25 protein-coding genes are annotated in these 26,204 nt (G+C 64.4%); 15 read left to right on the top strand and 10 right to left on the bottom strand.

Features of this window, described 5'->3' with window-relative positions; translation table 11 throughout:
- The first annotated feature begins 30 nt into the window (after window positions 1-30).
- The 8 genes from ACHMW7_RS21465 (at window position 31) to rarD (ending at window position 6,059) form a co-directional block, all read left to right on the top strand.
- Window positions 31-420, top strand: a complete 390-nt coding sequence (locus ACHMW7_RS21465) for an endonuclease domain-containing protein (RefSeq protein ID WP_395447493.1) — start codon at window positions 31-33, stop codon at window positions 418-420.
- Window positions 417-797 (top strand): VOC family protein, encoded by a 381-nt coding sequence (locus ACHMW7_RS21460; protein ID WP_395447492.1) that lies wholly within the window; start codon window positions 417-419, stop codon window positions 795-797. Before ACHMW7_RS21465 ends, ACHMW7_RS21460 begins: the two co-directional genes overlap by 4 nt.
- 12 nt (window positions 798-809) lie before the next feature.
- Window positions 810-1,304 (top strand): GFA family protein, encoded by a 495-nt coding sequence (locus tag ACHMW7_RS21455; RefSeq protein ID WP_395447491.1) that lies wholly within the window; start codon window positions 810-812, stop codon window positions 1,302-1,304.
- On the top strand, window positions 1,301-1,774 hold the full coding sequence (locus ACHMW7_RS21450; RefSeq protein WP_395447490.1) for a GFA family protein: 474 nt from the start codon (window positions 1,301-1,303) through the stop codon (window positions 1,772-1,774). The genes ACHMW7_RS21455 and ACHMW7_RS21450 overlap by 4 nt, the downstream gene beginning before the upstream one ends.
- Window positions 1,771-2,247, top strand: a complete 477-nt coding sequence (locus tag ACHMW7_RS21445) for a GFA family protein (RefSeq protein WP_395447489.1) — start codon at window positions 1,771-1,773, stop codon at window positions 2,245-2,247. The genes ACHMW7_RS21450 and ACHMW7_RS21445 overlap by 4 nt, the downstream gene beginning before the upstream one ends.
- On the top strand, window positions 2,244-3,206 hold the full coding sequence (gene pip / locus ACHMW7_RS21440) for a prolyl aminopeptidase (protein WP_395447488.1): 963 nt from the start codon (window positions 2,244-2,246) through the stop codon (window positions 3,204-3,206). Before ACHMW7_RS21445 ends, pip begins: the two co-directional genes overlap by 4 nt.
- A 202-nt stretch (window positions 3,207-3,408) precedes the next feature.
- On the top strand, window positions 3,409-5,022 hold the full coding sequence (gene cimA, locus ACHMW7_RS21435) for a citramalate synthase (RefSeq protein WP_395447487.1): 1,614 nt from the start codon (window positions 3,409-3,411) through the stop codon (window positions 5,020-5,022).
- 128 nt (window positions 5,023-5,150) lie between these two features.
- The gene (rarD, locus tag ACHMW7_RS21430) at window positions 5,151-6,059 is read left to right on the top strand and encodes an EamA family transporter RarD (protein WP_395447486.1); all 909 of its coding nucleotides are present in this window, start codon (window positions 5,151-5,153) and stop codon (window positions 6,057-6,059) included.
- A 159-nt stretch (window positions 6,060-6,218) separates the two neighbouring features.
- Here rarD and ACHMW7_RS21425 read toward each other — a convergent pair whose 3' ends face one another.
- Window positions 6,219-6,830, bottom strand: a complete 612-nt coding sequence (locus ACHMW7_RS21425; RefSeq protein ID WP_395447485.1) for a TIGR00730 family Rossman fold protein — start codon at window positions 6,828-6,830, stop codon at window positions 6,219-6,221.
- A gap of 110 nt (window positions 6,831-6,940) precedes the next feature.
- On the opposite strand from ACHMW7_RS21425, the gene ACHMW7_RS21420 reads away from it, so the two are divergent.
- The 5 genes from ACHMW7_RS21420 to pssA all read left to right on the top strand — a co-directional run bounded on the left by ACHMW7_RS21420 (window position 6,941) and on the right by pssA (window position 12,418).
- A complete protein-coding gene (locus tag ACHMW7_RS21420; RefSeq protein WP_395447484.1) occupies window positions 6,941-8,350 on the top strand; it encodes a LysM peptidoglycan-binding domain-containing protein in 1,410 nt (469 codons plus the stop codon).
- 68 nt (window positions 8,351-8,418) lie between these two features.
- A complete protein-coding gene (locus ACHMW7_RS21415; protein WP_395451401.1) occupies window positions 8,419-8,754 on the top strand; it encodes an ArsR/SmtB family transcription factor in 336 nt (111 codons plus the stop codon).
- A 14-nt stretch (window positions 8,755-8,768) separates the two neighbouring features.
- Window positions 8,769-10,667 carry an ABCB family ABC transporter ATP-binding protein/permease gene (locus ACHMW7_RS21410; protein ID WP_395447483.1) on the top strand — a complete coding sequence of 633 codons (1,899 nt, stop codon included), beginning with the start codon at window positions 8,769-8,771 and terminating at the stop codon, window positions 10,665-10,667.
- Between the two features lie 162 nt (window positions 10,668-10,829).
- Window positions 10,830-11,528, top strand: coding sequence for a phosphatidylserine decarboxylase (locus ACHMW7_RS21405; protein WP_395447482.1), 699 nt, complete (start codon window positions 10,830-10,832; stop codon window positions 11,526-11,528).
- Window positions 11,529-11,608: 80 nt separating this feature from the next.
- The gene (pssA, locus tag ACHMW7_RS21400; RefSeq protein WP_395451400.1) at window positions 11,609-12,418 is read left to right on the top strand and encodes a CDP-diacylglycerol--serine O-phosphatidyltransferase; all 810 of its coding nucleotides are present in this window, start codon (window positions 11,609-11,611) and stop codon (window positions 12,416-12,418) included.
- 50 nt (window positions 12,419-12,468) lie between these two features.
- On the opposite strand, the gene ACHMW7_RS21395 is transcribed toward pssA, so the two are convergent.
- On the bottom strand, window positions 12,469-14,643 hold the full coding sequence (locus ACHMW7_RS21395) for an AMP-binding protein (protein WP_395451399.1): 2,175 nt from the start codon (window positions 14,641-14,643) through the stop codon (window positions 12,469-12,471).
- A 284-nt stretch (window positions 14,644-14,927) separates the two neighbouring features.
- Entirely contained in the window at window positions 14,928-15,842 is a 915-nt protein-coding gene (locus ACHMW7_RS21390) for a DMT family transporter (protein WP_395447481.1), read from the bottom strand.
- Window positions 15,843-15,955: 113 nt separating this feature from the next.
- Between ACHMW7_RS21390 and ACHMW7_RS21385 the strand changes: the two genes are divergently transcribed.
- Complete coding sequence (locus ACHMW7_RS21385) at window positions 15,956-16,462, top strand: OsmC family protein (protein WP_395447480.1); 507 nt, start codon at window positions 15,956-15,958, stop codon at window positions 16,460-16,462.
- Between the two features lie 10 nt (window positions 16,463-16,472).
- On the opposite strand, the gene ACHMW7_RS21380 is transcribed toward ACHMW7_RS21385, so the two are convergent.
- The 3 genes from ACHMW7_RS21380 to ACHMW7_RS21370 all read right to left on the bottom strand — a co-directional run bounded on the left by ACHMW7_RS21380 (window position 16,473) and on the right by ACHMW7_RS21370 (window position 19,865).
- Complete coding sequence (locus ACHMW7_RS21380; RefSeq protein WP_395447479.1) at window positions 16,473-17,099, bottom strand: hypothetical protein; 627 nt, start codon at window positions 17,097-17,099, stop codon at window positions 16,473-16,475.
- Between the two features lie 85 nt (window positions 17,100-17,184).
- Entirely contained in the window at window positions 17,185-18,951 is a 1,767-nt protein-coding gene (locus ACHMW7_RS21375; RefSeq protein WP_395447478.1) for an SLC13 family permease, read from the bottom strand.
- A 167-nt stretch (window positions 18,952-19,118) separates the two neighbouring features.
- Complete coding sequence (locus tag ACHMW7_RS21370; protein WP_395447477.1) at window positions 19,119-19,865, bottom strand: SDR family NAD(P)-dependent oxidoreductase; 747 nt, start codon at window positions 19,863-19,865, stop codon at window positions 19,119-19,121.
- A gap of 188 nt (window positions 19,866-20,053) precedes the next feature.
- On the opposite strand from ACHMW7_RS21370, the gene ACHMW7_RS21365 reads away from it, so the two are divergent.
- Entirely contained in the window at window positions 20,054-20,476 is a 423-nt protein-coding gene (locus ACHMW7_RS21365; RefSeq protein ID WP_395447476.1) for a DoxX family protein, read from the top strand.
- 28 nt (window positions 20,477-20,504) lie between these two features.
- Here the strand turns inward: ACHMW7_RS21365 and purF are convergent, their stop codons facing one another.
- The 4 genes from purF to ACHMW7_RS21345 all read right to left on the bottom strand — a co-directional run bounded on the left by purF (window position 20,505) and on the right by ACHMW7_RS21345 (window position 25,856).
- Window positions 20,505-21,974, bottom strand: coding sequence for an amidophosphoribosyltransferase (gene purF / locus ACHMW7_RS21360; protein WP_395447475.1), 1,470 nt, complete (start codon window positions 21,972-21,974; stop codon window positions 20,505-20,507).
- Between the two features lie 82 nt (window positions 21,975-22,056).
- Window positions 22,057-22,674: a CvpA family protein gene (locus tag ACHMW7_RS21355; protein ID WP_395447474.1), complete on the bottom strand. Its 618-nt coding sequence runs from the start codon at window positions 22,672-22,674 to the stop codon at window positions 22,057-22,059.
- Window positions 22,675-22,702: 28 nt separating this feature from the next.
- Window positions 22,703-24,106 (bottom strand): DNA repair protein RadA, encoded by a 1,404-nt coding sequence (gene radA, locus ACHMW7_RS21350; RefSeq protein WP_395447473.1) that lies wholly within the window; start codon window positions 24,104-24,106, stop codon window positions 22,703-22,705.
- 250 nt (window positions 24,107-24,356) lie between these two features.
- A complete protein-coding gene (locus tag ACHMW7_RS21345) occupies window positions 24,357-25,856 on the bottom strand; it encodes a replicative DNA helicase (RefSeq protein ID WP_395447472.1) in 1,500 nt (499 codons plus the stop codon).
- Between the last annotated feature and the right edge of the window lie 348 nt (window positions 25,857-26,204).

Below are 26,204 nucleotides of genomic sequence, written 5' to 3'. Positions count from 1 at the left end.
GGGCTCAACCTCGCCGGGAGGGCATTGCTGATGCCACACACGCCGGTCGCGCCTGCCAACCGCAAGAATGCCAAGTCGATGCGTCGGAAGATGACCGATGCCGAGTTGAAGCTGTGGAATGAGCTGCGCGCACACCGGTTGATGGGGCTCGGATTTCGTCGCCAGCATCCTGTTGCAGGCTACATCGTCGATTTCGCTTGCCCGGCACACAAGCTGATCGTTGAGCTGGACGGCCCGCAGCATGCTGAGCCGGCCAATGCAGAGGTCGACGCCATCCGAACCCAGCGCCTGGAACAAGACGGCTGGACCATTCTCCGCTTCTGGAACGACGACGTTGTTCGCGATATGGATAACGTCTGCCAGAACATTGTGATCTCGGCCGGAACGGCCGTCCGCATGAAGGAGGAGTTCGTGCAATGATCGACCATACTGGAATTTCGGTCGCCGATTTCGACAAGGCGCAGGCTTTCTACGACAAGGCTTTCGCACCGCTTGGTGCGTCGCTTCTGATGATGGTGCCGGGCGAATATACCGGCGGGGTCAAGGTTGGCGGCTATGGCCGCGAGCGGCCGGTGTTCTGGCTGCACGAAGCGGAAGCCGGGCCGGGGCGGCATTATGCGTTCACGGCGCGTAGCCGGGCCGAGGTCGACGCGTTTTATGCCGCAGCGATCGCCGCCGGCGGGCGGGACAATGGCGGGCCGGGGCCACGGCCGCATTATCATCCCGACTATTACGCCGCCTTTGTCTTCGATCCCGACGGCAACAACATCGAGGCGGTGTGCCATGCCCCAGCGTGAGGGTTTGACGCAATGAGCCTCGACAACAGGCCGCATTATTCCGGCGGGTGCCAGTGTGGCGCCGTGCGTTTCCATGTCGACGGCAAGCTTGGTGGCGCCTCGGTCTGCCATTGCCGCATGTGCCAGAAGGCGTTCGGCAATTTCTATGCGCCGCTGGTTTCGGTGCATCGGAACTCCAAGCTTGTCTGGACACGCGGCGAGCCGAAGCGGTTCCGCTCGTCGAACTTCGGCCTGCGCGGCTTTTGCGGCGACTGCGGCACGCCGCTGAGCTTCGAGGCGCCCGACGGGGTGGCGCTGGCGATTGCTGCCTTCGACGAACCGGAGGAGATCGCGCCGACGGTGCAGTGGGGGCTCGAGGGCAAGCTGCCCTATGTCGACCATGTCCACGAGCTCAAGGGTTATTCGACCGAGGACGACCCCGAGGCGGCCGACTTCGTCAACGACATCGTCTCTTATCAGCACCCGGACCACGACACCGAGACCTGGCCGCCGGAGGAGCGCAAATGACTGTCACGACAGGCGGTTGCCAGTGCGGTGCCGTGCGCTACCGCATCGACCAGGCGTTGGAGAATGCGCATATCTGTCATTGCCGCATGTGCCAGAAGGCATCGGGCAACTACTTCCAGCCGCTGGCGCGCACGCCCAAGGCGAAGTTTTCGGTCACGCGCGGCGAGATCGGCTGGTTCCAGTCGTCCGACATCGTGCGTCGTGGCTTCTGCCGCGACTGCGGTACGCCGCTTCTGTTCGACGTGATCGCCCGCGACACGATCAATGTCGTTCTTGGTGCGCTCGACGATCCGGAAGCGGTGAAGCCGACGTTCCAGTGCGGATCGGCCGAGAAGATGCCATGGTTCGGCGAGCTCGACATGGTGGAATTGTCGGCCGACGAGAGCGCCTGGTATGCGGCGGTCGCCCCTTCGAACAACCAGCACCCCGACCACGACACTGAACAATGGCCAGCGGAGAAAAGGTCATGACCGAGACTGCAAGGACAGGCGGCTGCCAGTGCGGCGCAGTCCGTTTCCGTATCCATGGCGCGCTGGGGCGCAGCTCGATCTGCCATTGCCGCATGTGCCAGAAGCAGTTCGGCTCGTTCTTCGGCGCCTTCGTCGCGGTGCCGCTGGATGGCGTCGAGTGGATCCGCGAGGAGCCGAGCTATTTCCAGTCGTCGATCAACATATCGCGCGGCTTCTGCCAGCGCTGCGGCACGCCGATGGCATACCGGCACACGGAGGGCCTGGAGCTCTCGATCGGCTCGTTTGACGACCGTTCCGACCTCGCACCGACGATCCAGATCAACCACGGCTTCCGCTTGCCGTGGGTCGCGACGATCTTCGACCAGCCGGTGCTCGACAATCCCGACTACTACCAGCGGCAGGAGCAGATCATCTCCTTCCAGCATCCCGATGAAGAAACGGCCAACTGGCCGGAGCATGGACTGAAACTATGAGCGACGAACTGCGCGGCCTCTATCCCGAGATTGAACCCTTCGACAGCGGCATGCTCGATGTCGGCGACGGCCACCAGGTCTATTGGGAGCGCTCGGGCACCAAAGGCGGCAAGCCGGCGGTGTTCCTGCATGGCGGCCCGGGCGGCGCGACCTCGCCCAAGCATCGCCGCCTGTTCGATCCCGCTTTGTACGACATCATGCTGTTCGACCAGCGCGGCTGCGGCAAGTCGGCGCCGAATGCCTCGCTCGACGCCAACACCACCTGGCACCTGGTCGCCGACATCGAGCGGCTGCGCGAGATGGCCGGCCACGACAAGTGGCTGGTGTTCGGCGGCTCCTGGGGATCGACGCTGGCGCTCGCTTATGCCGAGACGCATCCGAACCGCGTCAGCGAACTGGTGGTACGCGGCATCTACACGCTGACCCGCGCCGAGCTCGACTGGTATTACCAGTTCGGCGTCTCCGAAATGTTCCCCGACAAGTGGGAGCGTTTCGTCGCTCCGATCCCGGAAGTCGAGCGCGGCGACATGATGGGTGCCTACCGCAAGCGCCTCGTCGGCGACGACCGTAAGGCCAAGGTCGAGGCGGCACTGGCCTGGAGCCTGTGGGAAGGCGAGACGATCACGCTGCTGCCCGACCCCGACACTTCAGGCAAGTTTGGTGAGGACGACTTCGCCGTGGCTTTCGCCCGCATCGAGAACCACTATTTCGTCCATGCCGGCTGGATGGAGGAAGGCCAGTTGATCCGCGACGCCCACAAGCTGCGCGACATTCCCGGTGTCATCGTCCATGGGCGCTATGACATGCCGTGCCCGGCTAGATATGCCTGGGCGCTGCACAAGGCCTGGCCCGAGGCGGAGTTCCACCTGATCGAGGGCGCCGGTCACGCTTATTCGGAACCGGGCATACTGGACCAGCTCATCAGGGCGACCGACAGGTTCGCAGGGAAAAGTTCGTGAACGCTTCCGCCCTACGTTGCCCCCCTCTGTCCTGCCGGACATCTCCCCCACGGGGGAGATCAGCTGGCATGCCGGCTTTCGCCAATCGCCGGCGTTGCAGGATGGAGCGAGGCGTCAATACTGCCGATCTCCCCCCTCGTGGGGCAGATGTCCGGCAGGACAGAGGGGGGCGCCATAGGGCGCTAGCCCCCAAGGTGTTGCCATGAAAGAACGCATCTATCTCTTCGACACCACATTGCGCGACGGCCAGCAGACGCCGGGCATCGACTTTTCGGTCGAGGACAAGATCGCGATTGCGTCGATGCTCGACGAGTTCGGACTCGATTATGTCGAGGGCGGCTATCCCGGCGCCAACCCGACCGACACGGCCTTCTTCCAGGAAAAGCGTACGAAGCTCGCGAAGTTCGTCGCCTTCGGCATGACCAAGCGGGCAGGGGTGTCGGCGTCCAACGATCCCGGCCTTGCCACGTTGCTGCAAGCGAAGGCCGACGGCATCTGCTACGTCGCCAAGAGCTGGGACTACCATGTCCGCGTCGCGCTCGGCGTGACCAACGAGGAGAATTTGGAGTCGATCCGCGCCTCGGTCGAGGCGGCAGGCGTGGCCGGCAAGGAGCCGATGGTCGACTGCGAGCACTTCTTCGACGGCTTCAAGGCCAATCCCGCCTACGCGCTGGCCTGCGCGCGGACGTCCTATGACGCCGGCGCGCGCTGGGTGGTTTTGTGCGACACCAATGGCGGCACCCAGCCGTCGGAAGTGCGCGAGATCGTCGCCAAGGTGATCGCTTCGGGCATTCCGGGCACCCATCTCGGCATCCATGCCCATGACGACACAGGCCAGGCGGTGGCCAATTCGCTGGCCGCCATCGAAGCCGGCGTGCGCCAGGTGCAGGGCACGATCAACGGCATCGGCGAGCGCTGCGGCAACGCCAATTTGATCACCATCATCCCGACGCTGGCGCTGAAGCCGCATTTTGCCGAACGTTTCGAAACAGGCGTCTCGGGCGAGGCGCTGGCCGGCATTGCGCGGCTGTCGCGGGCGTTCGACGAGTTGCTCAACCGCGCGCCCGAGGCACAGGCGCCTTATGTCGGGGCGTCGGCCTTCGCCACCAAGGCAGGCATCCACGCTTCGGCCATTGCCAAGGAACCCAAGACCTACGAGCACGTGCCGCCGGAGATGGTCGGCAATCGCCGCAAGGTGATGGTGTCGGACCAGGGCGGCAAGGCCAACTTCATCGCCGAGCTGAAGCGGCGCGGCATCGACGTGCCCAAGGATGACCGCCGGCTCGATTCGCTGATTGCGGTGGTCAAGGAGCGCGAGGCCGAGGGCTACGCTTACGAAGGGGCGGATGCCAGCTTCGAGCTTCTGGCGCGGAGCATGCTGCATAGCGTGCCCGAATTCTTCCGCGTGACCTCGTTCCGTTGCCTCGTCGAGCGGCGTTTCGACGCCAACGGCAACCTCAAGACCGTGTCGGAAGCGGTGGTGAAGGTCATGGTCGACGGCGAGGAGAAGATGTCGGTGGCCGAGGGCGACGGCCCGATAAACGCGCTCGACATCGCGCTGCGCAAGGATCTGGGCAAGTTCCAGGACGAGATCGGCGACCTCGAGCTCGTCGACTACAAGGTGCGTATCCTCAATGGCGGTACGGAGGCGATCACCCGCGTGCTGATCGAATCGCATGACAGCACGGGCGCGCGCTGGTGGACGGTTGGCGTGTCGACCAACATCATCGACGCCTCGTTCCAGGCGCTGATGGATTCGATCATCTACAAGCTGATGAAGAACCGCGAGATGGCCGGGCTGGTGGCGGCGGAATAGCCAGCGCCCAGCTTACATGGGCCAGCGCTGCAAGCTGGCCCGATTGATTGATCCATCAACGAAAAGCGGCTGGACCATCAGTATTTTGAAATGGCTTGCGCGGCCGCGCGGGCGCATAGGATCGCGCCATGAGCATCAACACGCCTGCGATCACCAAGGACGACGCTACACGCGGCTTCCTGTTTGCCCTTTCGGCCTATCTGATGTGGGGCTTCTTGCCCTTCTACATGAAGGCTGTGGCGCACATTCCCGCGCCTGAGGTCATCGCGCATCGCATCACCTGGTCGATTCCGATCGCGGCGCTGCTGTTGTGGTGGCTTGGCCGTACATCGGACATCAAGACCGCGCTGCGCACCCCGCGAACGCTTGCCATGGGCACGCTGACGGCGACGTTGATCACCATCAACTGGGGTGTCTATGTCTGGGCGATCGGCAACGACCGGGCGCTCGAAACAGCACTCGGCTACTACATCAATCCGCTGTTTTCGGTGTTCCTCGGCGCTGTCGTTCTGGGCGAGAAGCTGACGCGGGCGCAGACGGTGGCGATCGGGCTTGCGGTGATCGCGGTTGCGCTCTTGACCTGGGAAAGCGGCGGCTTGCCCTGGGTTTCGATCGTGCTGGCGCTGTCCTGGGGCTTTTACGCCCTGTTCAAGAAGACGCTGCCGATCGGACCGGCGCAGGGCTTCTTCCTCGAAGTGCTGATCCTCGGCATCCCGGCGCTGGTCTACATCGCCTATCTGCAGGGAACCGGTGTCGGCCATTTCGGCACCACCGGGATGACCGACGTCTGGCTGATGCTCGGCTGCGGCATTGTCACCGCCGTGCCGCTGATCCTGTTTGCCAATGGCGCCAAGCTGCTCCGCATGTCGACCATCGGCATCATGCAGTACATCGCCCCGACGATGATCTTCGTCATTGCAATCTTCATCTTCAAGGAGCCGTTCTCAAGCGAACGCGCGGTCGCCTTCGCCCTGATCTGGGCGGCACTGGCGATCTATACCTGGTCGATGTTTTCCGAGCGGGCCAGGAACGGCTGAGTTTCAGGTGAGGCCGGCCTGCAAATGCCTGATACCTGCGCTTCCGGTACTCGCGTACCTGAATGTACGCTCTGTTCCGGTTCTCGGTAACAGCCATTTTCGGCTCGGCCTGACCTGAAACAGGCCGAGCGTGCTTCCGGCTCGATCCGACTTGGAAACCTACATCTTGTCGATGAGCGACTGCACGCCTTCGGTCGGCGTCGAGTCGGAGCCGGCGGCGACCATAATCGCTGAGACCACCGCTTCCGGCTCGTCGACCACCAGCGGTTGGACGAGATGGGAGGTGTGGACGAAGCCCTCGGTCTTCATGTGATCGAGCAACGACAGCATCGGATCCCAGAAGCCCTTGACGTTGGCGAAGACGATCGGCTTGCGGTGATGGCCGAGCTGGGCCCAGGTCATGATCTCGACGATCTCCTCGACCGTGCCGATGCCGCCGGGCAGTGCCACGAATGCGTCCGATTTCTCGAACATAAGATGTTTGCGCTCGTGCATGTTGTCGGTGATGACGAGTTCGTCGAGCCGGGTCAGCGCGCTTTCGGTCGCTTCCTTGTTCATCAGGAAGCGCGGAATGATGCCGGTGACCTTGCCGCCGGCGCGCAGCGCGCCATCGGCGACCGCACCCATGATGCCCTTGGTGCCGCCGCCATAGACGAGCCTCAGGCCGGCCTTGGCGATCGAATGGCCGAGCAGATGACCGGCCTTGATATAGACCTCATCGCGGCCCGGCGAGGAGCCGCAATAGACGCAAATGGATCGAATCGTGTTCATGGTCTGATTGGGTATTGCCTCCACCGGCAGGGTCAAGCCCAGGCGGGGCTTTTTCTTGTCGCTGCCGGCAAAACAAGGTAGACCCGTTGCGCGGCTAGGGGCAGGGAAATATGGCAATTAATCCGTTGAAGATATTCCTACTCGCAGCAGGTGGCTCGGCCGCTGCTGCGACTGTTGCGTATGTGTCCGGGGCACTCGATCCCTATCTTGCGCCGCCCGCAGCGATCGCATCATTGCCGGCACCGACGGCCACGACGCCGACCGGCGACAAGCCGGCAGATCCGGCCAAGCCGGCAGCCGGAGCCGAGGCGACGACCACGGTCGCGCCACCTGCAGCGCCTGCCGTTGTGGCGCCATCCTTCGATGTCGTGCGTGTCGAAAACAACGGCTCCGTGGTGGTCGCCGGCAAGGCGGCGGGCAACGCCAAGGTCGAAATTGTGACTGGCTCCAAGGTCATCGGGGCTGCGGTTGCCGGCGCCGACGGCGATTTCGCCGTCGTGCTCGACGATCCGCTGAAGCCTGGCGACTACCAGCTCGTGCTGCGCGCGACAGCCCCTGACAATGTCGTGGCGACATCGACCGAGACGGCAGTGGTTTCGGTGCCATCGGATCCGGGCGGGCAGGTGCTGGCCCTGGTCGAGGAGCCGGGCAAGCCGTCGCAGCTGATCACCGTTCCGAAGCCGGCCGAGGCGCCATCGGCGCCGGCCGCTCCCGAGCAGCAGGCCAGCGCGCCCGCTACTCCTGCAGCGCCAGCGGCAACGCAACCCGCGCCGGCGAAATCGGCAGTGCCAGTCGCACAGGTCAAGGTGGCCGTCGAGGCCGTCGAGATCGAAGGCAAGAAGATATTCATCGCCGGCTCCGCCGATGCTGGGCGCAAGGTCCGCGCCTACGCCAACGAGATCCTGATCGGCGAGACGCAGACCTCACCCGAGGGCCGCTTCCTGATCGAGGCCGAGCGCGAATTGCCTGTCGGCGACTACATCATCCGCGTCGACGCGCTCGAGCCGAACGGCGCCAAGGTCGTGGCCCGCGCTGCCGTGCCGTTCCAACGCGAGCCGGGCGAGGCGGTGGCAGCGGTTGCGCCGCAGCCGACGGCCCCCGCAGCACCAGCCGCGGCCGAAGCCAAGACGGCGATGGCGGGCGAAGTGCCGGCCAAGCCTGCCGACCCGGCTGCCGAAGCGACGGCACCGACCCAGCCAGCCGCACCGGCAGCAACTGCCGACAAGCCGGCTGAAGTCGCCGCCGCACCGGCGACGCCCGAGACCACGGCGCCCAAGCTCGAAGCGGTCGATGGTGCCGTCATCATTCGCCGTGGCGATTCGTTGTGGCGTATCTCGCGCCGCGTCTACGGTCACGGCGTGCGCTATTCGAACATCTATCTCGCCAATCAGGATCAGATCCGCGATCCCGACCGCATCTGGCCGGGTCAGGTGTTCCGCGTGCCGGAGAAGTCCAAGGAGGGCGAGGCCGCCGACATGGGCGCCATGGGCGAGCAGGCAATGCCCGCGCCCAAGCCTTAGGTTCGAGCACGGCATTTCAGCCAGCCCGGGTTGCGTGGATGGAATTCATCGTCTATCGTCGATGGACGATGAATTCGTTCTCCACCACGTCATCCTGCTGCGCCCCCGTCAAGGACGTGACGCAGAAGCTTGCCGCGCTGTCGCACCCGGCACGGCTCGAAATCTTGAGATGCCTGGCTGGCGGCAGGTCATGCTGCTGCAAGGAAGTGGTCGAGCATCTCGATCTCGCCCAGTCGACAGTCTCGCAACATCTGAAAATCCTCGTCGAAGCCGGCCTGGTCAGCTATGCGGCGGAGCGGCAACGCTCGCGCTATCAGATCGATCAGGCGGCACTGGCCGCCGTTTCCGCGTCCGTATCGGCGCTCGTCGAATCCTGCTGCGCCGTCGACGGCGTGGACATCTAATCAAGGCAAGCACAGTGGCCAGCAAAACCGTATCCGCCGAACGCGGTTCGACCTTCAGCACCATCAAGAACCTCTGGCCCTATATGTGGCCGGAAGACAGGCCGGACCTCAGGGCGCGGGTGGTATGGGCAACCGTGTTCCTGTTCGTCGCCAAGCTGACGCTGGTGGCTGGGCCGTACTTCTTCAAATGGGCGACGGACGCGCTCGCCGGCGATCAGCGCACGCCGCTGCCATTGCCTGCCTTCCTGGTGGCGCCGGTCATGCTGGTGATCGCCTATAATGTCGTGCGCATCGTCCAGCTTGGCTTCAACCAGCTGCGCGACGCGCTGTTTGCCCGCGTCGGCCAGCATGCGGTGCGGCAGCTTGCCCATCGCACCTTCGTGCACATGCACCAGTTGTCGCTGCGCTTCCATCTCGAGCGCCGCACCGGCGGGCTGTCGCGCATCATTGAGCGCGGCACCAAGGGCATCGAGACGATCGTCCGCTTCACCATCCTGAACACGGCGCCGACGGTGCTGGAATTCGCGCTGACCGCCGGCATCTTCGGCTTCGCCTATGGCTGGAAATATGTGGCTGTGGTGGCGGTGACGGTATGGCTCTACACCTGGTTCACGGTGTGGGCGAGCGACTGGCGCATCGGCATCCGCCGCGAGATGAACGATTCCGATACCGACGCCAACACCAAGGCGATCGATTCGTTGCTCAATTTCGAGACGGTGAAGTACTTCAACAACGAGGCCATGGAAGCCGAGCGCTTCGACCGCTCGATGGCGCGCTACGAGACGGCGGCAACCCGCATCTGGACATCGCTCGGCTGGCTAAACTTCGGCCAGGGCGTGATCTTTGGCATCGGCATGACCATCGTCATGGCCATGTCGGCGATGGAGGTGATGGCCGGCACCCAGACCGTCGGCGACTTCGTCTTCATCAATGCCATGCTGATGCAGCTGTCGGTGCCGCTCAACTTCATCGGCTTCATCTATCGCGAAATCCGCCAGGGCCTGACCGACATCGAGCAGATGTTCGACCTGCTCGACGTGAGCCAGGAGGTGGTCGACAAGCCCGGCGCCAAGGCGCTTGTCGTCGGCTCCGGCCGGGTCGAGTTCCGCGACGTGCATTTCGCCTATGATCCGAACCGCCAGATCCTGAAGGGCGTGAGCTTCGAGGTGCCGGCCGGCCAGACGGTGGCGATCGTCGGTCCTTCGGGTGCCGGCAAGTCGACGATTTCGCGGCTGCTGTTCCGCTTCTACGATATCCAGCAGGGGGCGATCCTGATCGACGGCCAGGACATTCGCGATGTCAGCCAGGAAAGCCTGCGCGGGGCGATCGGCATGGTGCCGCAGGACACGGTGCTGTTCAACGACACCATCGCCTACAACATCCGCTATGGCCGCGTGAACGCCGACGAGGAGGATGTGCGCAAGGCGGCCGAGCTGGCCCAGATCGCCAGCTTCATCCAGCGCTTGCCTGAGGGCTACAAGGCGATGGTCGGCGAGCGCGGGCTGAAGCTGTCGGGCGGCGAAAAGCAGCGCGTGGCGATTGCCCGCACGATCCTGAAGGCACCGCCGATCCTGATGCTCGACGAGGCGACCTCGGCGCTCGACACCCAGACCGAGCAGGAGATCCAGAGTGCGCTCGACCTGGTCAGCAAGGGGCGCACGACGATCGTCATCGCGCATCGCCTGTCGACGGTGATTTCCGCCGACGAGATCATCGTACTCGCCGACGGTGGCATCGCCGAGCGCGGCACCCATGCCGAGTTGCTGGGGCAGGGCGGGCTTTATGCCTCGATGTGGGATCGCCAGCGCGAGGCGACCGAGGCCGAGGAGCGCCTGCGCCAGGCCCGCGAGGGCGACGAGCTTGGTGTTGTGGTTCGCCGCCGCACGCCGGAAGTCGCCAACGAGGCGGAGTGAGCGGCCGTTCCAGGCCGCCGGCTCACGTGATCAATTGTAATGCGAGCGGCGGTTGCGCCGCTTGCGGCCTGCGATAGCGGTGGGCGTTGCCAATGCCGCGTTGCGGCTGGCGGTCGTTTCCGGTAAGCACTCCGGGACTTCAACAGCAGCGGCCTCCACTTCATGAGCATAGCCGACACGATCCGCAACGCCTTCGTTCCGGTCCATCGCGAGGGGTATCCCTTCATTGCCGGATTTGCGGCGGTTGCCGTTCTGCTGGGCTTCTTTTCTACTTCGCTGTTCTGGATCGGGGCGATTCTGACCGCTTGGTGCGCCTATTTCTACCGCGACCCCGAGCGCGTGACGCCGGTCGACGACAAGCTGGTGGTGAGCCCGGCCGACGGCGTGGTGTCGGCCGTCGGCCCCGCTGTACCACCGCGCGAGCTTGGCCTCGGCACCGCCGAAATGACCCGCATCTCGGTGTTCATGAACGTCTTTTCCGTCCACGTGAACCGTGCCCCGGTGCGCGGCAAGATCGTGCGTATCGAGCACCGTCCTGGTAAATTCCTCAACGCCGAGCTCGACAAGGCAAGCCAGGAAAACGAGCGCAACGGCATCGTCATCGACAGCCCTAACGGCCAGGTGGCGGCAGTGCAGATCGCTGGTCTCGTCGCCCGCCGCATCCTGTGCTGGGCCGATGTCGGCGGCAACATCGCCGTTGGCGAGCGTTTTGGCCTGATCCGCTTCGGTTCGCGCGTCGACGTGTTCTTGCCCACCAATGCGGTTGCCCGTGTCGCCGTTGGCCAGACCGCAGTCGCAGGTGAAACCATCCTCGCCGAATTCGGCGGCGTGAGCCACGCACCTTTGGTGCGGGTTTCCTGAGGACGGCGGCGGTGTCATCCTTCAAACCCTTTGAACCGCATGGCCGTGGTGGTCCGCGCATCCGCGAGATCCCGCTGCGCATGGTGCTGCCCAACCTGATCACCGTGCTGGCGATCTGCGCCGGTCTGTCCGGGATCAGGCTCGCCTTTGAAGGCCGGTTCGAATCGGCTGTCGTGATGGTGCTGCTGGCAGCGTTCCTCGACGGCATCGACGGCCGCCTGGCACGCATGCTGAAGGCGACGTCGAAATTCGGCGCGCAGATGGATTCGCTCGCCGACATCGTCAATTTCGGCGTCGTGCCGGCGCTGGTGCTCTATGCCTACCTGCTCGACAAGGCCGGTTCGCTGGGCTGGATCGGCACACTGCTGTTTGTCATCGCCTGCGGCCTGCGGCTCGCGCGCTTCAACGTGCTCGACGAGGACCTCGATCGCCCGGCCTGGCAGGCGGAGTATTTCGTCGGCATTCCGGCGCCGGCGGGCGCCCTTGTGGTGATGCTGCCGATGTATATCGGCTTCCTCGGCGTCGAGGGCACCCGTACGCTGGCCTATATCGCCACCGCGTTCACCATTCTCATCGCCTTCCTGCTGGTCAGCCGCCTGCCGATCTATTCCGGCAAGAAACTGAAGATCAAGCGCGAGCATCTGCTGCCGGTGATGCTGCTGGCGGTGTTCTACGTACTGCTTGTGACCGTCTATCCCTGGCAGACACTGTCGGCGTCTGTGGGCGCGTATCTGCTCTTCCTGCCGCTCAGCGCCAGTGCCTATGCGCGTCGTGCCAAGATCGAGGGAGTTGCCGCCGCTGAAGCTGCGGCTGCCGCAGAAACTCCCGTCGAGACCAAGCCGGAAGCCCAGGGCGCCGCGCGTTCGCCTGGGGACGCTCCAACATCTTGAGTTGGCGCATCGCGCCTTCCAAAAATCGGTCTGATTTCCGGGTCGATGCGCTAGGCCGCCAGCCCGAGCTGGTCGAGCGCCAGGCGGCGCGCAGCGACATAGTCGGTCTTGCCCGAACCGAGCACCGGGATCTCGCGCACCTTGATGATGTCATGCGGCACCATCAGCTCGGCAACGCCGGCCTGCTTGCCGTAGACACGCAGCATCTCGGGATCGGCATTGCCGGCCGTGGTGACGAGCACGATGCGTTCGCCGCGACGTTTGTCGGGCACGGCGACCGCGGCATGGCGTTCCTCCGGCCATAGCGCCTGCACCAGCATCTCGACGGCACCGAGCGACACCATCTCGCCGGCGATCTTGGCGAAACGCTTGGCGCGTCCGCGGATGGTGATGAAGCCCTCGCGATCAACCGAAACGATGTCGCCGGTGTCGTGCCAGCCTTCGAGCGGCTGCAATTCGCCCGGACGGTCGGCAGTCATGTAACCCATCATCAGATTGGGGCCGGCGAGCCAGAGCTGGCCGCCTTCGGCGACGCCCTCGACTTCTTCGAGCCGCATGCGCATAGCAGGCAGCAGGCGTCCGACGGTGCCATCGCGGCCATGCGTTGCGGTGTTGACGGCAACGACCGGGGCAGCCTCGGTCAGGCCGAAGCCCTCAATGATCTCGGCGTTGAAGCGTTCGCGCCAGACCCGCCGCGTTTCCGGCCTGACCGGCTCGGCGCCAGCGACGACGAAGCGCAGGCTGGAGAAATCGCCATCCTCGGCGGTACGGGCATAGGCAGCGAGAAAGGTGTCGGTGCCGAACATGATTGTCGGCCGGATCTTCCGCGCCACATCGGGTATGATCTTGTAGTGCAGCGGCGAGGGGTAGAGGAACAGCCTGATGCCGGTCAGCAGCGGCAGGATGGTGCCGCCGGTGAGGCCGAAGGAATGGAACACGGGCAGCACGTTGAGCAGCTTGTCGACCGGCGAGATGCTGATGCGTGCCTCGGCCTGCATGGCGTTGGCAACAAGGTTGCGGTGTGAGAGGACCACGGCCTTGGGCGTGCCCTCCGATCCCGAGGTGAACAGGATGACGGCGGGCTTCGACGCGTCCTGCTGATGCAACGGGCGCCGCCATTGCAATGCGGCGGAGAGCTTTTCCGAGGTCGAAATGCTGTCGCGCAGCTCTTCCAGCCAGACGATGCGCGCACCGGCCTGTTCGGCAGCGGCGATGATGTCGCTGAGATCGGCCTTCTGGACGAAGACCCGAGAGGAGACAATGGTCTTGATTTCGGCTGTCTTCACCGCCGAAGCGACGTTGGTGCTGCCAGCGGTGTAATTGATCATCGCCGCCACGCGGCCCGCCGAGATCAGACCGAGCATGGCCAGCACCACGCCATTGGCGTTGGGCAGCAGGATGCCGACGGCCTCGCCTGGGCTGGATATGGCTTTGAGACGCTTGCCGAGCACGCGGGCGCCGGTCAGCAGCTTGCGGTAGCTCAAGGCGCCGCTGACCACGTCCTCGACGATCGTGCGCGAGGCGCCGTAGCGGCTGGCGGCGTCGCACATCGAACCAAACACGCCACGGCTGAGGTCGGTGCCAGCAAGGCGGGCTTCGGCGATGCGGTCGAAGAGGGCGTTGGCCGTGGTCGTCTGGTTGTAGCCGGCGCGCTGAAGCAGCTCGGCCATGGTCATTGGGGCAAGGGCAGCGATCCTGAGACGCGGGAACCAGTGGCGCGGAGCGCGTTCGGCAGGTGTCAACGAGAACGGCAGATGGCGGGCACCGCTGACGAAGATCGGCACGATGCGGGCATCGGCCTGCATGGCGATGCGGGCGACGGCACGGAACAGCCGGAACGCCTTGACGTCGGGCTCGACCGTGTCGGGCAAGTAGACAGCGAGGCGGCCCTTGCCGCGCAACACGCGCACCAGTCGGCGGCTAACAAAGACATGCTCGGCGTTGAACGCGATGGTGCGGCCAAGCTCACGCCATGGCTCCAGCCAGAAGGCCTTGGCGGAGGCGTCGTCGAGGATGTGCAGCGTCTGCTCCGGCAACAGCGACAGCATCAAGGCCGGTTCGAGGCGTGACTGGTGCGAAATGACGTAGATGACGGGAGCGTCGGCGTCGCGCACCTGGCTGAGGGCGTTGTCCTGCACCCGGTAGATCAGCTTGAGTGGCAGATACAGCAGCGCCTGGCGAAAGCGGATGCTGCGTCCGTGCGCCAAAATGCCGGCGGCAAACATCCATGCCGCGATGAAGCCGAGCACAATTGCACTGGCCAGGACCATGCCGCACCTCCCAATGCGCGCGAAGCCCACCGCGCGCACCGAAACTAGACGATGACGACGCAAGGTCAATGCGCATCGTCATCCCGCCAACCCCTTGGCCACCATCCCCTTGGCATCAGCACAGGAAAAAGCCGGTCTTGCGACCGGCTTAAAGCAAAGGGACGGGTGGAGGGGATGGGGGATGGGGCAACCCGTCCTGAGCACAAGAACGCGGTTGCTAACATTTGGTTCCACGCCGATCAGGCTTTTTGTGATTCTTTTTCGATCAGGCGGGATGGCATGGCCGCATTGCGGGCGTTGGCCCAGTCACGCCAGGCGTGCCAGAACACCGCCGCAAGCACGATCGCCCCGCCGATGAGGCTCGCTGCCGGTGGCAGCTCAGCCAGGAACAGCCAGGCAAAGAAGATGCCGCACGGCACTTCGGCGGTGCCGAGCAGGCCGGCTTCAGCGGCGGGAATGCGGCGCGCGCCCTCGGTCCACAAGATGACGGCAAGGGCGAAGGTGAAGCCGAAGGTGATAACAGGTGGAATGCTGGCCGGCGGAACAGTGAGCGGATCGGCGACGAACCACGCCGGAATGATGCCGAGAAAGGCCGACACGGCTCCAGCCCAGACGACCGGGGCGTCGCGGAAACGGCGGACAAGGGCGGCATAGAGCGCAAAAAGACACGTCATCAGCAGCGCCAGGCCGTCGCCGAAGCCATGGCCGCCGCCAAGCCCGGACCAGACCATGACCGCGACACCGGCAAGGCATATGGCTGCGGCAATTGCCGTCTGGCGCCGGAACATCTCGCCGACGATCAGCCAAGCGAACAGGGCGACGACGAACGGTACGGTGGCGTAGATGACCACGACGTTGGCGACATAGGTGTTCTTGAAGGCGGCGATGAAGGTGATGCTGGAGATGGTGCCCAGGACGGCGAGCAGCCAGCCCTGCCAGCCGAGGTGCAGGCTTTCGCCGCCAGCGCCGCGGCGGCGCCACAAGACATAGGCCGACATCAGCAGGCCGCCGATCAACCCCCGCCAGGAGGTGATGGTCAGCGGATCGGCGTCGATCGACTTTGTCAGGATGCCGGCAAGGCCGAAAACGCCAGCTGACGAGGCAACGAGCACCATGCCAAGCCGGTGCTGCGCAGCGGTGTCGGTCGCGGTCATGATCCTCGCCTCCTTGAACATGAGCCTATCCTATCCCTGCGCACCTGCCAGCCTGTTGTCAGTAGACCCGTGCCACTGTGCTAAGATGGTGCAACAGTCTGTTGGGAGGAAAGATGGACGCCGTACAACTGAAGGCGCTGCAGGCGCCGATGAAGGAGAGCTATCGCGAGGATGCCGGGCGCGCGCTGATCACGCTTCGGGCACGTGGCGCCGTCGACGACCAGTCGATTTCCTGCAAGGTCGATACCGGGCGTGCGATCGTCACCGCCGGACTGCATCCGGCGACGGGCGGCAGTGGCATGGAGTTGTGCTCGGGCGACATGCTGCTCGAGGCGCTGGTGGCCTGCGCCGGCGTGACCTTGAAGGCGGTGGCGACGGCACTCGAATTCCGCCTCGGCGAGGCCGTGGTTTCGGCTGAGGGCGATCTCGATTTTCGCGGCACGCTGGGCGTCGCCAAGGATGCGCCGGTCGGCTTCCGCGCCATCCGGCTTGCCTTCAAGCTCGACACCGACGAGCCGCAGGAGCGTATCGATGCGCTGGTCAAGCTGACTGAACGCTATTGCGTGGTGTTCCAGACGCTGAACGTCCGGCCGGAACTGTCCGTTTCGGCCGAACGCTAGAGGTGCAGGCTCAATTGGCGGCGAAGCAGTAGAACAGGCCGTCGCCGCCGGTTCCCTTCAGCGCCTCCTGGCTGCAGCCGCCGCGCGAGGCATGCGAGGAGTTCCACGACTTGGCGGCGGCCGAATCGTCGAGCCCCATGCGGTCGTGGTGGCCCATCATTGCCGCTCCTTCGGTGCCATCCAGGGTCCAGTCGCCGCAGGTCTGGTCGGCGATCCTGGTGCCGTCGGGCTTCGAGCCGGTCAGGATGTCGTGCTTGTTGGGCTGGTCGCCGCGGCCATTGATGGTGTTGCCCTTCTCGTCGAGGGCGGTTTCCTTGTTGATGTTGTTGGCGTCGCTGTGCAGCGAGGCGACGTCGTCGGCGATCTTCTGGCCCTTGGCGTTGACCCATGGGCCTTTGCCGATGCGGTCCTTGGCATCGGTGTCGCTGGTCGAGAGATAGGCATGCCAGGTCTTGCCGGTCGAGCCGGCGGCTTCGGCCAGGCTCTGGCAATGCGCGTCGGCACCGGCGAGGCCGCCGAGATTGGCGCCCTTGCCGAGGCCGGCGCTGGTGACGAAGAAGCTCATCGTGCCGTCCTGGGCGCTGGCTGCCGACAGACCGGCAAACAGCAGCGCAGACATGACGAGAATGCGTTTCATCGAGTGGTCCTCCCTGATTTTTTTGTTAGAGGGCCGCAAAACTAGGACCGGCGGAAATCACCGGCCAATCACGCTTGCGTGTCGCCTACATCGGCCAGACGAGCATCAGCATCGGTACGGCGACGACGATGACCAGCAAGGATAGGGGCAGGCCGAGGCGCGGATAGTCGGAGAAACGGTAGCCGCCGGGGGCCATTACCAGCGTGTTGCACTGGTGACCGATGGGGGTGAGGAAATCGCAGCCGGCGCCGATCGCCACCGCCATCAGGAAGGCTTCGGGGCGATAGCCCAGCGTCGTGGCAAATCCCGCGGCAATAGGGGCAACGACAAGCACCGTGGCCGCATTGTTGAGGAACGGGGTGACCGCCATCGCCACGACCATGATGAGCGTCAGCGCGCCGGCGGGCGGCAGCGTTGAGGCGAATTCGGCGAGCCAGGCGGAAATGATCTCGGTGGCGCCAGTCCTGCGCAGCGAGTCGCTGACCGGGATGAGGGCGGCCAGCATCACCAGGATCGGGCCGTCGATGGCGTCATAGACCTCGCGCAGCGGGATGACGCGGAACAGAACCATCGCGACCGCAGCCGTGAAGAAGGCAAGCGGCACCGGCAACAGGCCGAGCGCGGTAGCGCCCATCGCCGCGACGAGGATGGCGAGCGGGACGATGCCGCGCCTGAAACTGCCGAGCAGGATCGGGCGCTCGGCCAGCGGCAGGCAGCCGAGTTCGCGCAGGATGTCGGGCATTGTCTGTGGATTGCCCTGCAGCACCACGACGTCGCCCAGGCGCAGCGTGACTGCCCCCAGACGCTCCTGGATACGCTCACCCTTGCGGCTGACGGCGAGCAGATTGACGTTGAAGCGGTCGTAAAGCGCCAGGCGCTGCGCCGAGCCGCCGATCAGGTTGGAGTTTTCACCGATGACCGCCTCGACAGCCGCCGCCGCGTGTTTGCCGCCGGCGGAATCGCGGCTGCCGGTGACGCTGAGCTTGGCCTGGGTGACGATGCGGTCCAGCGCTTCCGGCGCGCCTTCGATCAACAGGATATCGCCTTCGCGTAGCACGACGTCGGGGAACGGCGTGACATGCAGCGCGCGCGAACGCAGGATCGAGGTGACCACAGCACGGCTGCCGCCGAGCTTCAGCAGATCCGCCAGCGTCTTGCCGACGACGGTTGAATCGCTGACGAGCCGCGCTTCGGTGACATAGTTGTTGACGTCGAGGGCTTCGTGGATCGAGGCCGATGCGCGGGTGCGGATGGGCAGAAGCCAGTAAAACAGCACCAGGAAAACAAGGCCGGAGACCGCAAGTGCAGCACCCACCGGCGTGAAATCGAACATCGAAAAGGCTTCGCCGGTCATCTCCTGGCGCACGCGCGACACCACGATGTTGGGCGAGGTGCCAACCAGCGTCATCAGCCCGCCGAGCAGCGAACCGAAGGCCATCGGCATCAGGAACACCGAGGGCGAGGTGTTGGAGCGGCGGGCGAACTGGAAGGCGATGGGGATCATGATCGCCAGCGCGCCGATGTTTTTCACGAAGGCGGACAAGATGGTGACGATGATGACGAGCAGCGCCAGCTGGGCCCTGACGCTGGAGACGTCGGGGGCGAAGCGCTGGATGGCATATTCCATGATACCGGAGCGCGCGACGCCGGCGCTGACCAGCAGTGCCGAACCGACGATGATGACGATGTCGTCGCTAAAACCGCTGAAGGCTTCGGCCTGCGGCGCGATGCCGATCGCAACGGCTGAAATGAGAGCGCCGCAGGCGACAAGATCGTAACGGAACCGGCCCCAGACGAATGCCACCATCATCAGCGCAATGATGGCGAAGGACATCAGCTGGTCGGTGGTCATGCGGCCGATGTCCCCCACATTACGGCGCGGCACGCCCGGACGGGCGGCTGAACTGCTTCCATTCCACGCATCGCTGATGCGCTCAAGCGGTGGTCAACGCGACAGCAGCAACATCGTTGCTTGGGTCGCGGCGTCGCCGCCGCGATGCGTCGCGAGGAAAGGTGGCGTCAGGCCGGCTTCTGGTGGGAAACCCAGCGCTGTTCCCGGATCTGGTAGATCTGGCCCGTGCGGGTGAGGGCGGGGTCGACCATCTGCAGGATGTGGCTCGCCGTCTCCGACGGATGGGTGACGGTCGCCGGATCCTCGCCGGGCACCGCCAGCGCGCGCATTGCGGTGCGGCTGGTGCCGGGATCGAAGATGTTGACGCGCAATGCCGTGTTCTTGGTCTCATCCGCCCATGAACGGGCGAGCGCTTCGACCGCTGCCTTGGAGGCGGCATAGGGGGCCCAGAAGGCACGGGCGGAGTGGGCGGAACCGGAGCTGACGATGACGGCACGGCCGGCGTCCGACTTGCGCAGCAGCGGATCGACCGAACGGATCAACCGCCAGGTGCCGGTGACGTTGACGGCCATGACCTTGTCGAAGACCTTGGCTTCGACATGGCCGATCGGCGCGATGACGCCGAGCACGGCTGCATTGGCGACCAGGATGTCAAGCCTGCCCCAGCGCTCGTTGATCGATCCGCCGAGGCGGTCGATGCCGGCCATGTCGGTGAGGTCGAGCGGCACCAACGTCGCCTGGCCACCGGCTGCCTTGATCTCGTCGTCGAGCTCTTCCAGCCCGCCGACGGTGCGCGCGACAGCAATGACATGGGCACCCGCCGCGGCCAGTTGCTTGGCCGTGTTGTAGCCGATGCCGCGCGATGCGCCGGTGACAAGGGCGATGCGGCCGGAGAGGTCGGGGGTGGTTGTCATCAGAGCATCCAATTCGAACTGGTCGGTCCGCTGCCTGATAGGACGATTTTATCTGGAACAAAACCCCGCAAGGCTGATTGAACGTCGACTCGGTGCCGCACTGGGTGAAATTTTCGCGAGCGGCTGTCGGTGCTGCCGAATGCCATGCGTCCTAGGTTGAGAATGCCAACGACACGGGAGAGAGACCCATGGGCAGAAGCGTTGCAATCCTCGTTGCCAGACTGATCTTCGCTGGTGTCTTTGCCATGGCGGCCTTCTTCAAGTTTGCCGGAATGGCCGACACCGCCGCCTACATCTCCGCTGCCGGCTTTCCCTTCGCCCTGCCATTGGCCTGGCTGGCGGCATTCTTTGAACTTGGGATGGTGCTGGCCTTCCTGACCGGCGCCTTCTTCTCCGAAGCCGCGCTGCTTGCCGGCGCCTATGTGATCTTGCTGGCCTTCGCCTTCCACGGCCCGTCGCACTGGCAGGGCAACCAGGCCGAATTCGGCTTCTTTATCGATCATTTCACCTTCCTGGCCGGACTGCTTTATGCAGCCGTCCACGGCCAGGGCAAAAAGCTGGCGCTGCGGCAAAGCTTCATCTGGAAGGACAAGGCGGGTTCCGCGCATTGAACGCGGAAGCACGTTGAATGCGCGGGTTCTACAGCCCGCCCGTCGCCAGCAGCGACAGCGAGCGCACATTGTCGGCGCCTTCGAGGTCGAGCAGGCGGGTCGGGTACTGGCCGGAGAAACAGGCATCGCAATATTGCGGCTGCTCGTCGTTGCGGCTTGCCTCGCCGACGGCGCGGTACAGGCCGTCCATCGACAGGAAGCCGAGCGAGTCGACGCGAATGAACTCGGCCATTTCCTCGATCGTCATGCGCGAGGCCAGAAGCTTCGACTTTTCCGGCGTGTCGACACCGTAGAAGCACGAGGCGCGGGTGGGCGGCGAGGCGATGCGCATGTGCACCTCCTTGGCGCCGGCGTCGCGCACCATCTGCACGATCTTCTGGCTGGTGGTGCCACGCACGATGGAATCGTCGACCAGCACGATGCGCTTGCCCTCGATCATGCGGCGGTTGGCGTTGTGCTTGAGCTTGACGCCCATGTGGCGAATGGAATCGCCGGGCGAAATGAAGGTTCGGCCGACATAGTGGTTGCGGATGATGCCAAGCTCGAAGGGTATGCCCGCCTGCTGCGAGAAGCCGATAGCGGCAGGGGTGCCGGAATCCGGCACCGGCACGACGATGTCGGCGTCTACAGGGCTTTCGTTGGCGAGTTCCGCACCGATGCTCTTGCGCACGTCATAAACGTTGCGGCCTTCGACCGAGGAATCGGGACGGGCGAAATAGACATATTCGAAGATGCAGAAGCGCGACTTCTGCGGCTCGAACGGGAAGATGCTCTCGATGCCCTTGGAGGTGACGATGACCATCTCGCCGGGCTTGAGGTCGCGCACGAAACGCGCACCGATGATGTCGAGCGCGCAGGTCTCGGAGGCGAGAATCCAGGAACCGTCAAGATCGCCGAGCACAAGCGGGCGGATGCCGAGCGGATCGCGGCAGCCGATCATCTTCTTCGACGACAGGGCTACCAGCGAGAACGCACCCTCGACCTGGCGCACCGCATCGATGAAGCGTGCGTTGAGGTCGCGTTCCTTAGACGTGGCGACCAGGTGCAGGATGGTCTCGGTGTCGGAGGTCGACGAAAAGATCGAGCCCTGTTTCTGCAGTGCACGCTGCACGGTCATGGCGTTGGTCAGGTTGCCGTTATGCGCAACCGCGAAACCGCCATCGGCGAGCTCGGCGAAGAAAGGCTGGATGTTGCGGACGCCTGCGCCGCCTGTCGTGGCGTAGCGGGTGTGGCCAATGGCGCGGTTGCCCTTGAGGCTGTCGATGACGCGCTGTTTGGTGAAGGTGTCGCCGATCAGGCCGACATGGCGCTCGACGTGGAACTGGCTGCCGTCGTAGCTGACGATGCCGGCGGCCTCCTGGCCGCGATGCTGGAGCGCATGCAGCCCCAGCGTGACGATTGCCGCAGCGTCCTGTCGGCCGAAAATGCCGAACACGCCGCATTCGTCGTGGAAATGATCATCGGCTTCCGCGGAAAGCACGTCAGCTGCGTCTGCCATCGGGGGGCGGCCTCTTGTCGTAAAAACGCTATATAGTGCGATGAGGCGGGAAGGGCAACGCGCCATCCCGCCTCATGCGAAATCAGTTGTTCGTCGGCGCCGGTTCGGCGGGCGTGTCGCCTTCGGCATGAGCGCCTTCGGCCGGAGCTTCGGCCGGCGGCGTGGCCGTGCCGGCCTCGGGCTCGCCGCCCTGCGAATTGAGCTTCTTGAGGATCGAGTTCTCGGGGTCCTCGGGCAAAAGATTCTCGATCGACGTTCCGATGCTCTCGAGCAGCGGTCGCGACTTGGCATCGGCAACCCAGGCCGGCGCGTTGGGGCCGACCAGCCAGTTGAAGAACAAAAGGCCGACGGCAACGACCAGGATGCCGCGGGCAGCGCCGTAGAGGAAGCCGAGCGTGCGATCGAGCGCGCCGATGCGGCTGTCGATGATGAAATCGGCGATCTTCATGGTGATGATGGTGACGACGATCAGCGCGATGACGAAGACGACGCCGGCAGCAGCTGCCATGGCGATCTTTTCGTTGTCGATATAGGGCTGAACGTAGGGCACCACCGGCTTGTAGAAGAAGAAGGCGGCAGCGGCTGCAGCGGCCCAGGAGGCAACCGACAGCACCTCGCGGGAAAACCCACGCACCATGGCGAGCATCGCCGAGACCAGGGTGAAGCCGACAAGAATTCCGTCAAGCAGCGTAATCGGCATCGTGTCCACTCACTCCATGACGACGGTTTCAGTCCGTCTCTTCCGCGCGGCTTCGCCTTGAGCCGGCTATCCGCGCCACCAGATCCGCGAGTGCGGTCGGCTGGAACGATCCGGCTCCGATTCCACCTGCGAGCTCCCCACTGCCGGAGGGCAGCACGGCCCTTCCGAAGCCCAACTTTTCGGCCTCTTTAAGGCGCTGCTGCGCATGCGCAACTGGCCTCACGGCGCCAGAAAGGCTGATTTCGCCGAAATAGACGCAATCAGCAGGCAGGGCAATACCGGTGAGCGATGAAACCAGTGCGGAAGCCACAGCCAAATCGGCAGCCGGCTCGGAAATGCGGTAGCCGCCGGCGACGTTGAGATAGACGTCGTGCTGGCCAAAGCGCACGCCGCAATGGGCTTCGAGCACGGCGAGGATCATCGACAGGCGTGACGAATCCCAGCCGACGACAGCGCGGCGCGGCGTGCCCAGCGTAGAAGCGGCGACCAGCGCCTGGATCTCGACCAGCACCGGCCGGGTGCCTTCGATTGCCGCGAAGACCGCAGCTCCCGGCGCCTTGGCATGGCGTTCGCCCAAAAACAGTTCGGAAGGGTTGGCGACTTCGCGCAGGCCCTTGTCGGACATTTCGAAGACGCCGATCTCGTCGGTTGGGCCGAAGCGGTTCTTGACAGTGCGCAGGATGCGGAAGTGGTGGCCGCCTTCGCCCTCGAAATAGAGCACGCCGTCGACCATGTGCTCGACGACGCGAGGGCCGGCGATCTGACCTTCCTTGGTGACGTGGCCGACAAGCACCACGGCGGCACCGGTCGACTTGGCGTAGCGGATCATCGCCTGGGACGAGGCGCGCACCTGGGTGACGGTGCCGGGCGCTGAATCGGCAAGGTCGGTCCACAGCGTCTGGATCGAATCGATGATGATGAGGTCAGGCCGTTTGCCGTCGGCGATGGTGGCGAGGATGTCTTCGACATTGGTCTCGGCGGCAAGTTCGACCGGCGATGAGGCAACGCCGAGGCGCTGGGCACGCAGCCTGATCTGGGCGACGGCTTCTTCGCCCGAGACATAGACCACGCGGTGGCCGCGTGATGCGAGCGCCGCCGCTGCCTGGGTCAGCAGCGTCGACTTGCCGATGCCGGGATCGCCACCGATCAACAAGGCGGAGCCGCGCACGAAGCCGCCGCCGGTGGCGCGGTCGAGTTCACCGATGCCCGAGACGATGCGCGGTGCGTCTTCGATGTCGCCGTCGAGCGAAGTCAGGGTAACGGGGCGGCCTTTGCGTGCGCTCTTGAGCGAACCGGGGCCGGAGCCGATGCCGCCTGATGTGCCTTCCTCGACGAGCGTGTTCCACTCGCCGCAGGAATCGCACTTGCCGGCCCAGCGCTGATGCGCTGAACCGCAGTTCTGGCAGATGAATTGAATGCGGGCTTTAGCCATGGGCGGGGTGCCTTTCGGAAGAATGGAAAGGCAGAGTTCTACGTTGCCCCCCTCTGTCCTGCCGGACATCTCCCCCACAAGGGGGGAGATCAGCCGTCAGGCGCGACGGTGCCTCAATCTGCGGCGCTCCAAATTGGCGAAGGGTGAGCGGCCAGCCAATCTCCCCCCTTGTGGGGGAGATGTCCGGCAGGACAGAGGGGGGCGCTGTCCCGCCACCATCACCAACGACGAGCGCAAGCTCTGGCATGCGCTACTCTTCTCCAAACCTCTCCGGCAAATGATGCTCGGGCGCGAGGTCAAAGAAGCGGGTGAATTCGCCCTGGAAGCCAAGGCTGACGGTGCCGGTGGGGCCGTGACGCTGCTTGGCAACGATGACCTCGGCCTTGCCGCGCACCTCGGCCATGTCGCCTTCCCACTTGAGATATTCGTCAGTGCCGGGTTTCGGCTCCTTGTTCTTGAGGTAGTATTCCTCGCGGTAGACGAACAGCACGACGTCGGCGTCCTGCTCGATCGAGCCCGATTCACGAAGGTCGGAGAGCTGCGGGCGCTTGTCGTCGCGGCTTTCGACCTGACGCGACAGCTGCGACAGCGCGATGATCGGAACATTGAGCTCCTTGGCCAGCGCCTTGAGGCCGGTGGTGATTTCGGTGATTTCCTGGACGCGGTTCTGCGACGACTTGGACGACGAGCCCTGCATCAGCTGGATATAGTCGATGATGATGACGTCGAGGCCGCGCTGGCGCTTGAGGCGGCGAGCGCGCGCCGCGAGTTGGGCAATGGAGATACCACCGGTCGAGTCGATGAACAGCGGGATCTTCTGCAGCGTCTGGGTGCAGCTGACCAGCTTTTCGAAATCGGCCTCGGTGAGATCGCCGCGCCGGATCTTGGAGGAGGGCACCTCGGCCTGCTCGGAAATGATACGGGTGGCGAGCTGCTCGGACGACATTTCGAGCGAGAAGAAGCCGACGACGCCGCCGTTTTCGGCCTTGAAAGAGCCGTCTGCCTGCTGCGCCGGGACATAGGCGTGGGCGACGTTGAAGGCGATGTTGGTGACAAGCGAGGTCTTGCCCATACCGGGGCGGCCGGCGAGCACGATCAAGTCGGAAGACTGTAAGCCGCCCATGCGGGCGTCGAGATCCTGCAGGCCGGAGGCGACGCCGGAGAGATGGCCGTCGCGCATGTAGGCGGCGCTGGCCATGTCGATGGCGGTCTTGACCGCGTCGGAGAAGCTTTCGAAGCCGCCGTCGTAGCGGCCGGTTTCGGCGAGTTCGAACAGACGCCGCTCGGCATCTTCGATCTGCTCGGACGGCGACATGTCGACAGGCGCGTCATAAGCGATGTTGACCATGTCCTCGCCGACGGTGATGAGCGCGCGGCGGGTGGCGAGGTCGTAGACGGCGCGGCCGTAGTCGGAAGCGTTGATGACCGTGACGGCGTTGGCGGCAAGCGCAACGAGATATTGCATGACCGTCATGTCGCCGACCTTCTCGTCGGCCGGCAGGAAGGTCTTGAGGGTCACCGGGTTCGCCATCTTGCCCATGCGGATGAGCTCGGACGCAACCTCGAAGATCTTGCGGTGCAGCGGTTCGTAGAAATGAGTCGCCTTGAGGAAGTCGGAGACGCGGTAGAAGGCGTCATTGTTGACCAGCATGGCGCCGAGCAAGGCCTGTTCAGCCTCGATGTTGTTGGGGGCTTCCCGATAGAGTGGGGTCGCTTCCGCCACTTCGAACTTGCGCGCTGCCTCTGCCAATGTCGTCCCCAATCCGTTGCCGAACGTTCCCAGTAGCAGAGCCCGGACCAAAACCGCCCATCGTCATTTCAACTGGCCACGCTATCCACACTCGTCCACAGGGACGGGCGGCACGAAGGCGAAATCCGGTTGACGCGAATCGCGGAGATTCTACCCGTGTACCGACAGGAACAAAACGGGAAAATTCAATCCGGCCGCGAATTTACCAAGAAAGTGTCCAGCACAATCAAAGGGTAATTTGTATACATTGAGTTGTTGATTTTACTTGAGCATTCGGTGATCTTCAACTTCCCAAGAGCCTGTTCATCGCGATGCGGCACATGGCGATGCATATGCTCGGAGGGTCCC

It is taken from the genome of Aminobacter sp. UC22_36 (assembly GCF_044056035.1).
In the GTDB taxonomy this organism is placed as follows: Bacteria; Pseudomonadota; Alphaproteobacteria; order Rhizobiales; family Rhizobiaceae; genus Aminobacter.
The sequence above is the reverse complement of the archived record's forward strand: the minus strand, read 5'-3'. Positions and strand labels throughout refer to the sequence as shown.

What these genes read in the sequence shown, in the direction of transcription:
- ACHMW7_RS21465 (WP_395447493.1), top strand. Translation starts at nt 31, where the DNA reads ATGCCACACACGCCGGTCGCGCCTGCCAACCGCAAGAATGCCAAGTCG.
- ACHMW7_RS21460 (WP_395447492.1), top strand. Translation starts at nt 417, where the DNA reads ATGATCGACCATACTGGAATTTCGGTCGCCGATTTCGACAAGGCGCAG.
- ACHMW7_RS21455 (WP_395447491.1), top strand. Translation starts at nt 810, where the DNA reads ATGAGCCTCGACAACAGGCCGCATTATTCCGGCGGGTGCCAGTGTGGC.
- ACHMW7_RS21450 (WP_395447490.1), top strand. Translation starts at nt 1,301, where the DNA reads ATGACTGTCACGACAGGCGGTTGCCAGTGCGGTGCCGTGCGCTACCGC.
- ACHMW7_RS21445 (WP_395447489.1), top strand. Translation starts at nt 1,771, where the DNA reads ATGACCGAGACTGCAAGGACAGGCGGCTGCCAGTGCGGCGCAGTCCGT.
- pip (WP_395447488.1), top strand. Translation starts at nt 2,244, where the DNA reads ATGAGCGACGAACTGCGCGGCCTCTATCCCGAGATTGAACCCTTCGAC.
- cimA (WP_395447487.1), top strand. Translation starts at nt 3,409, where the DNA reads ATGAAAGAACGCATCTATCTCTTCGACACCACATTGCGCGACGGCCAG.
- rarD (WP_395447486.1), top strand. Translation starts at nt 5,151, where the DNA reads ATGAGCATCAACACGCCTGCGATCACCAAGGACGACGCTACACGCGGC.
- ACHMW7_RS21425 (WP_395447485.1), bottom strand. Translation starts at nt 6,830, where the DNA reads ATGAACACGATTCGATCCATTTGCGTCTATTGCGGCTCCTCGCCGGGC.
- ACHMW7_RS21420 (WP_395447484.1), top strand. Translation starts at nt 6,941, where the DNA reads ATGGCAATTAATCCGTTGAAGATATTCCTACTCGCAGCAGGTGGCTCG.
- ACHMW7_RS21415 (WP_395451401.1), top strand. Translation starts at nt 8,419, where the DNA reads ATGAATTCGTTCTCCACCACGTCATCCTGCTGCGCCCCCGTCAAGGAC.
- ACHMW7_RS21405 (WP_395447482.1), top strand. Translation starts at nt 10,830, where the DNA reads ATGAGCATAGCCGACACGATCCGCAACGCCTTCGTTCCGGTCCATCGC.
- pssA (WP_395451400.1), top strand. Translation starts at nt 11,609, where the DNA reads ATGGTGCTGCCCAACCTGATCACCGTGCTGGCGATCTGCGCCGGTCTG.
- ACHMW7_RS21395 (WP_395451399.1), bottom strand. Translation starts at nt 14,643, where the DNA reads ATGTTTGCCGCCGGCATTTTGGCGCACGGACGCAGCATCCGCTTTCGC.
- ACHMW7_RS21390 (WP_395447481.1), bottom strand. Translation starts at nt 15,842, where the DNA reads ATGACCGCGACCGACACCGCTGCGCAGCACCGGCTTGGCATGGTGCTC.
- ACHMW7_RS21385 (WP_395447480.1), top strand. Translation starts at nt 15,956, where the DNA reads ATGGACGCCGTACAACTGAAGGCGCTGCAGGCGCCGATGAAGGAGAGC.
- ACHMW7_RS21380 (WP_395447479.1), bottom strand. Translation starts at nt 17,099, where the DNA reads ATGAAACGCATTCTCGTCATGTCTGCGCTGCTGTTTGCCGGTCTGTCG.
- ACHMW7_RS21375 (WP_395447478.1), bottom strand. Translation starts at nt 18,951, where the DNA reads ATGACCACCGACCAGCTGATGTCCTTCGCCATCATTGCGCTGATGATG.
- ACHMW7_RS21370 (WP_395447477.1), bottom strand. Translation starts at nt 19,865, where the DNA reads ATGACAACCACCCCCGACCTCTCCGGCCGCATCGCCCTTGTCACCGGC.
- ACHMW7_RS21365 (WP_395447476.1), top strand. Translation starts at nt 20,054, where the DNA reads ATGGGCAGAAGCGTTGCAATCCTCGTTGCCAGACTGATCTTCGCTGGT.
- purF (WP_395447475.1), bottom strand. Translation starts at nt 21,974, where the DNA reads ATGGCAGACGCAGCTGACGTGCTTTCCGCGGAAGCCGATGATCATTTC.
- ACHMW7_RS21355 (WP_395447474.1), bottom strand. Translation starts at nt 22,674, where the DNA reads ATGCCGATTACGCTGCTTGACGGAATTCTTGTCGGCTTCACCCTGGTC.
- radA (WP_395447473.1), bottom strand. Translation starts at nt 24,106, where the DNA reads ATGGCTAAAGCCCGCATTCAATTCATCTGCCAGAACTGCGGTTCAGCG.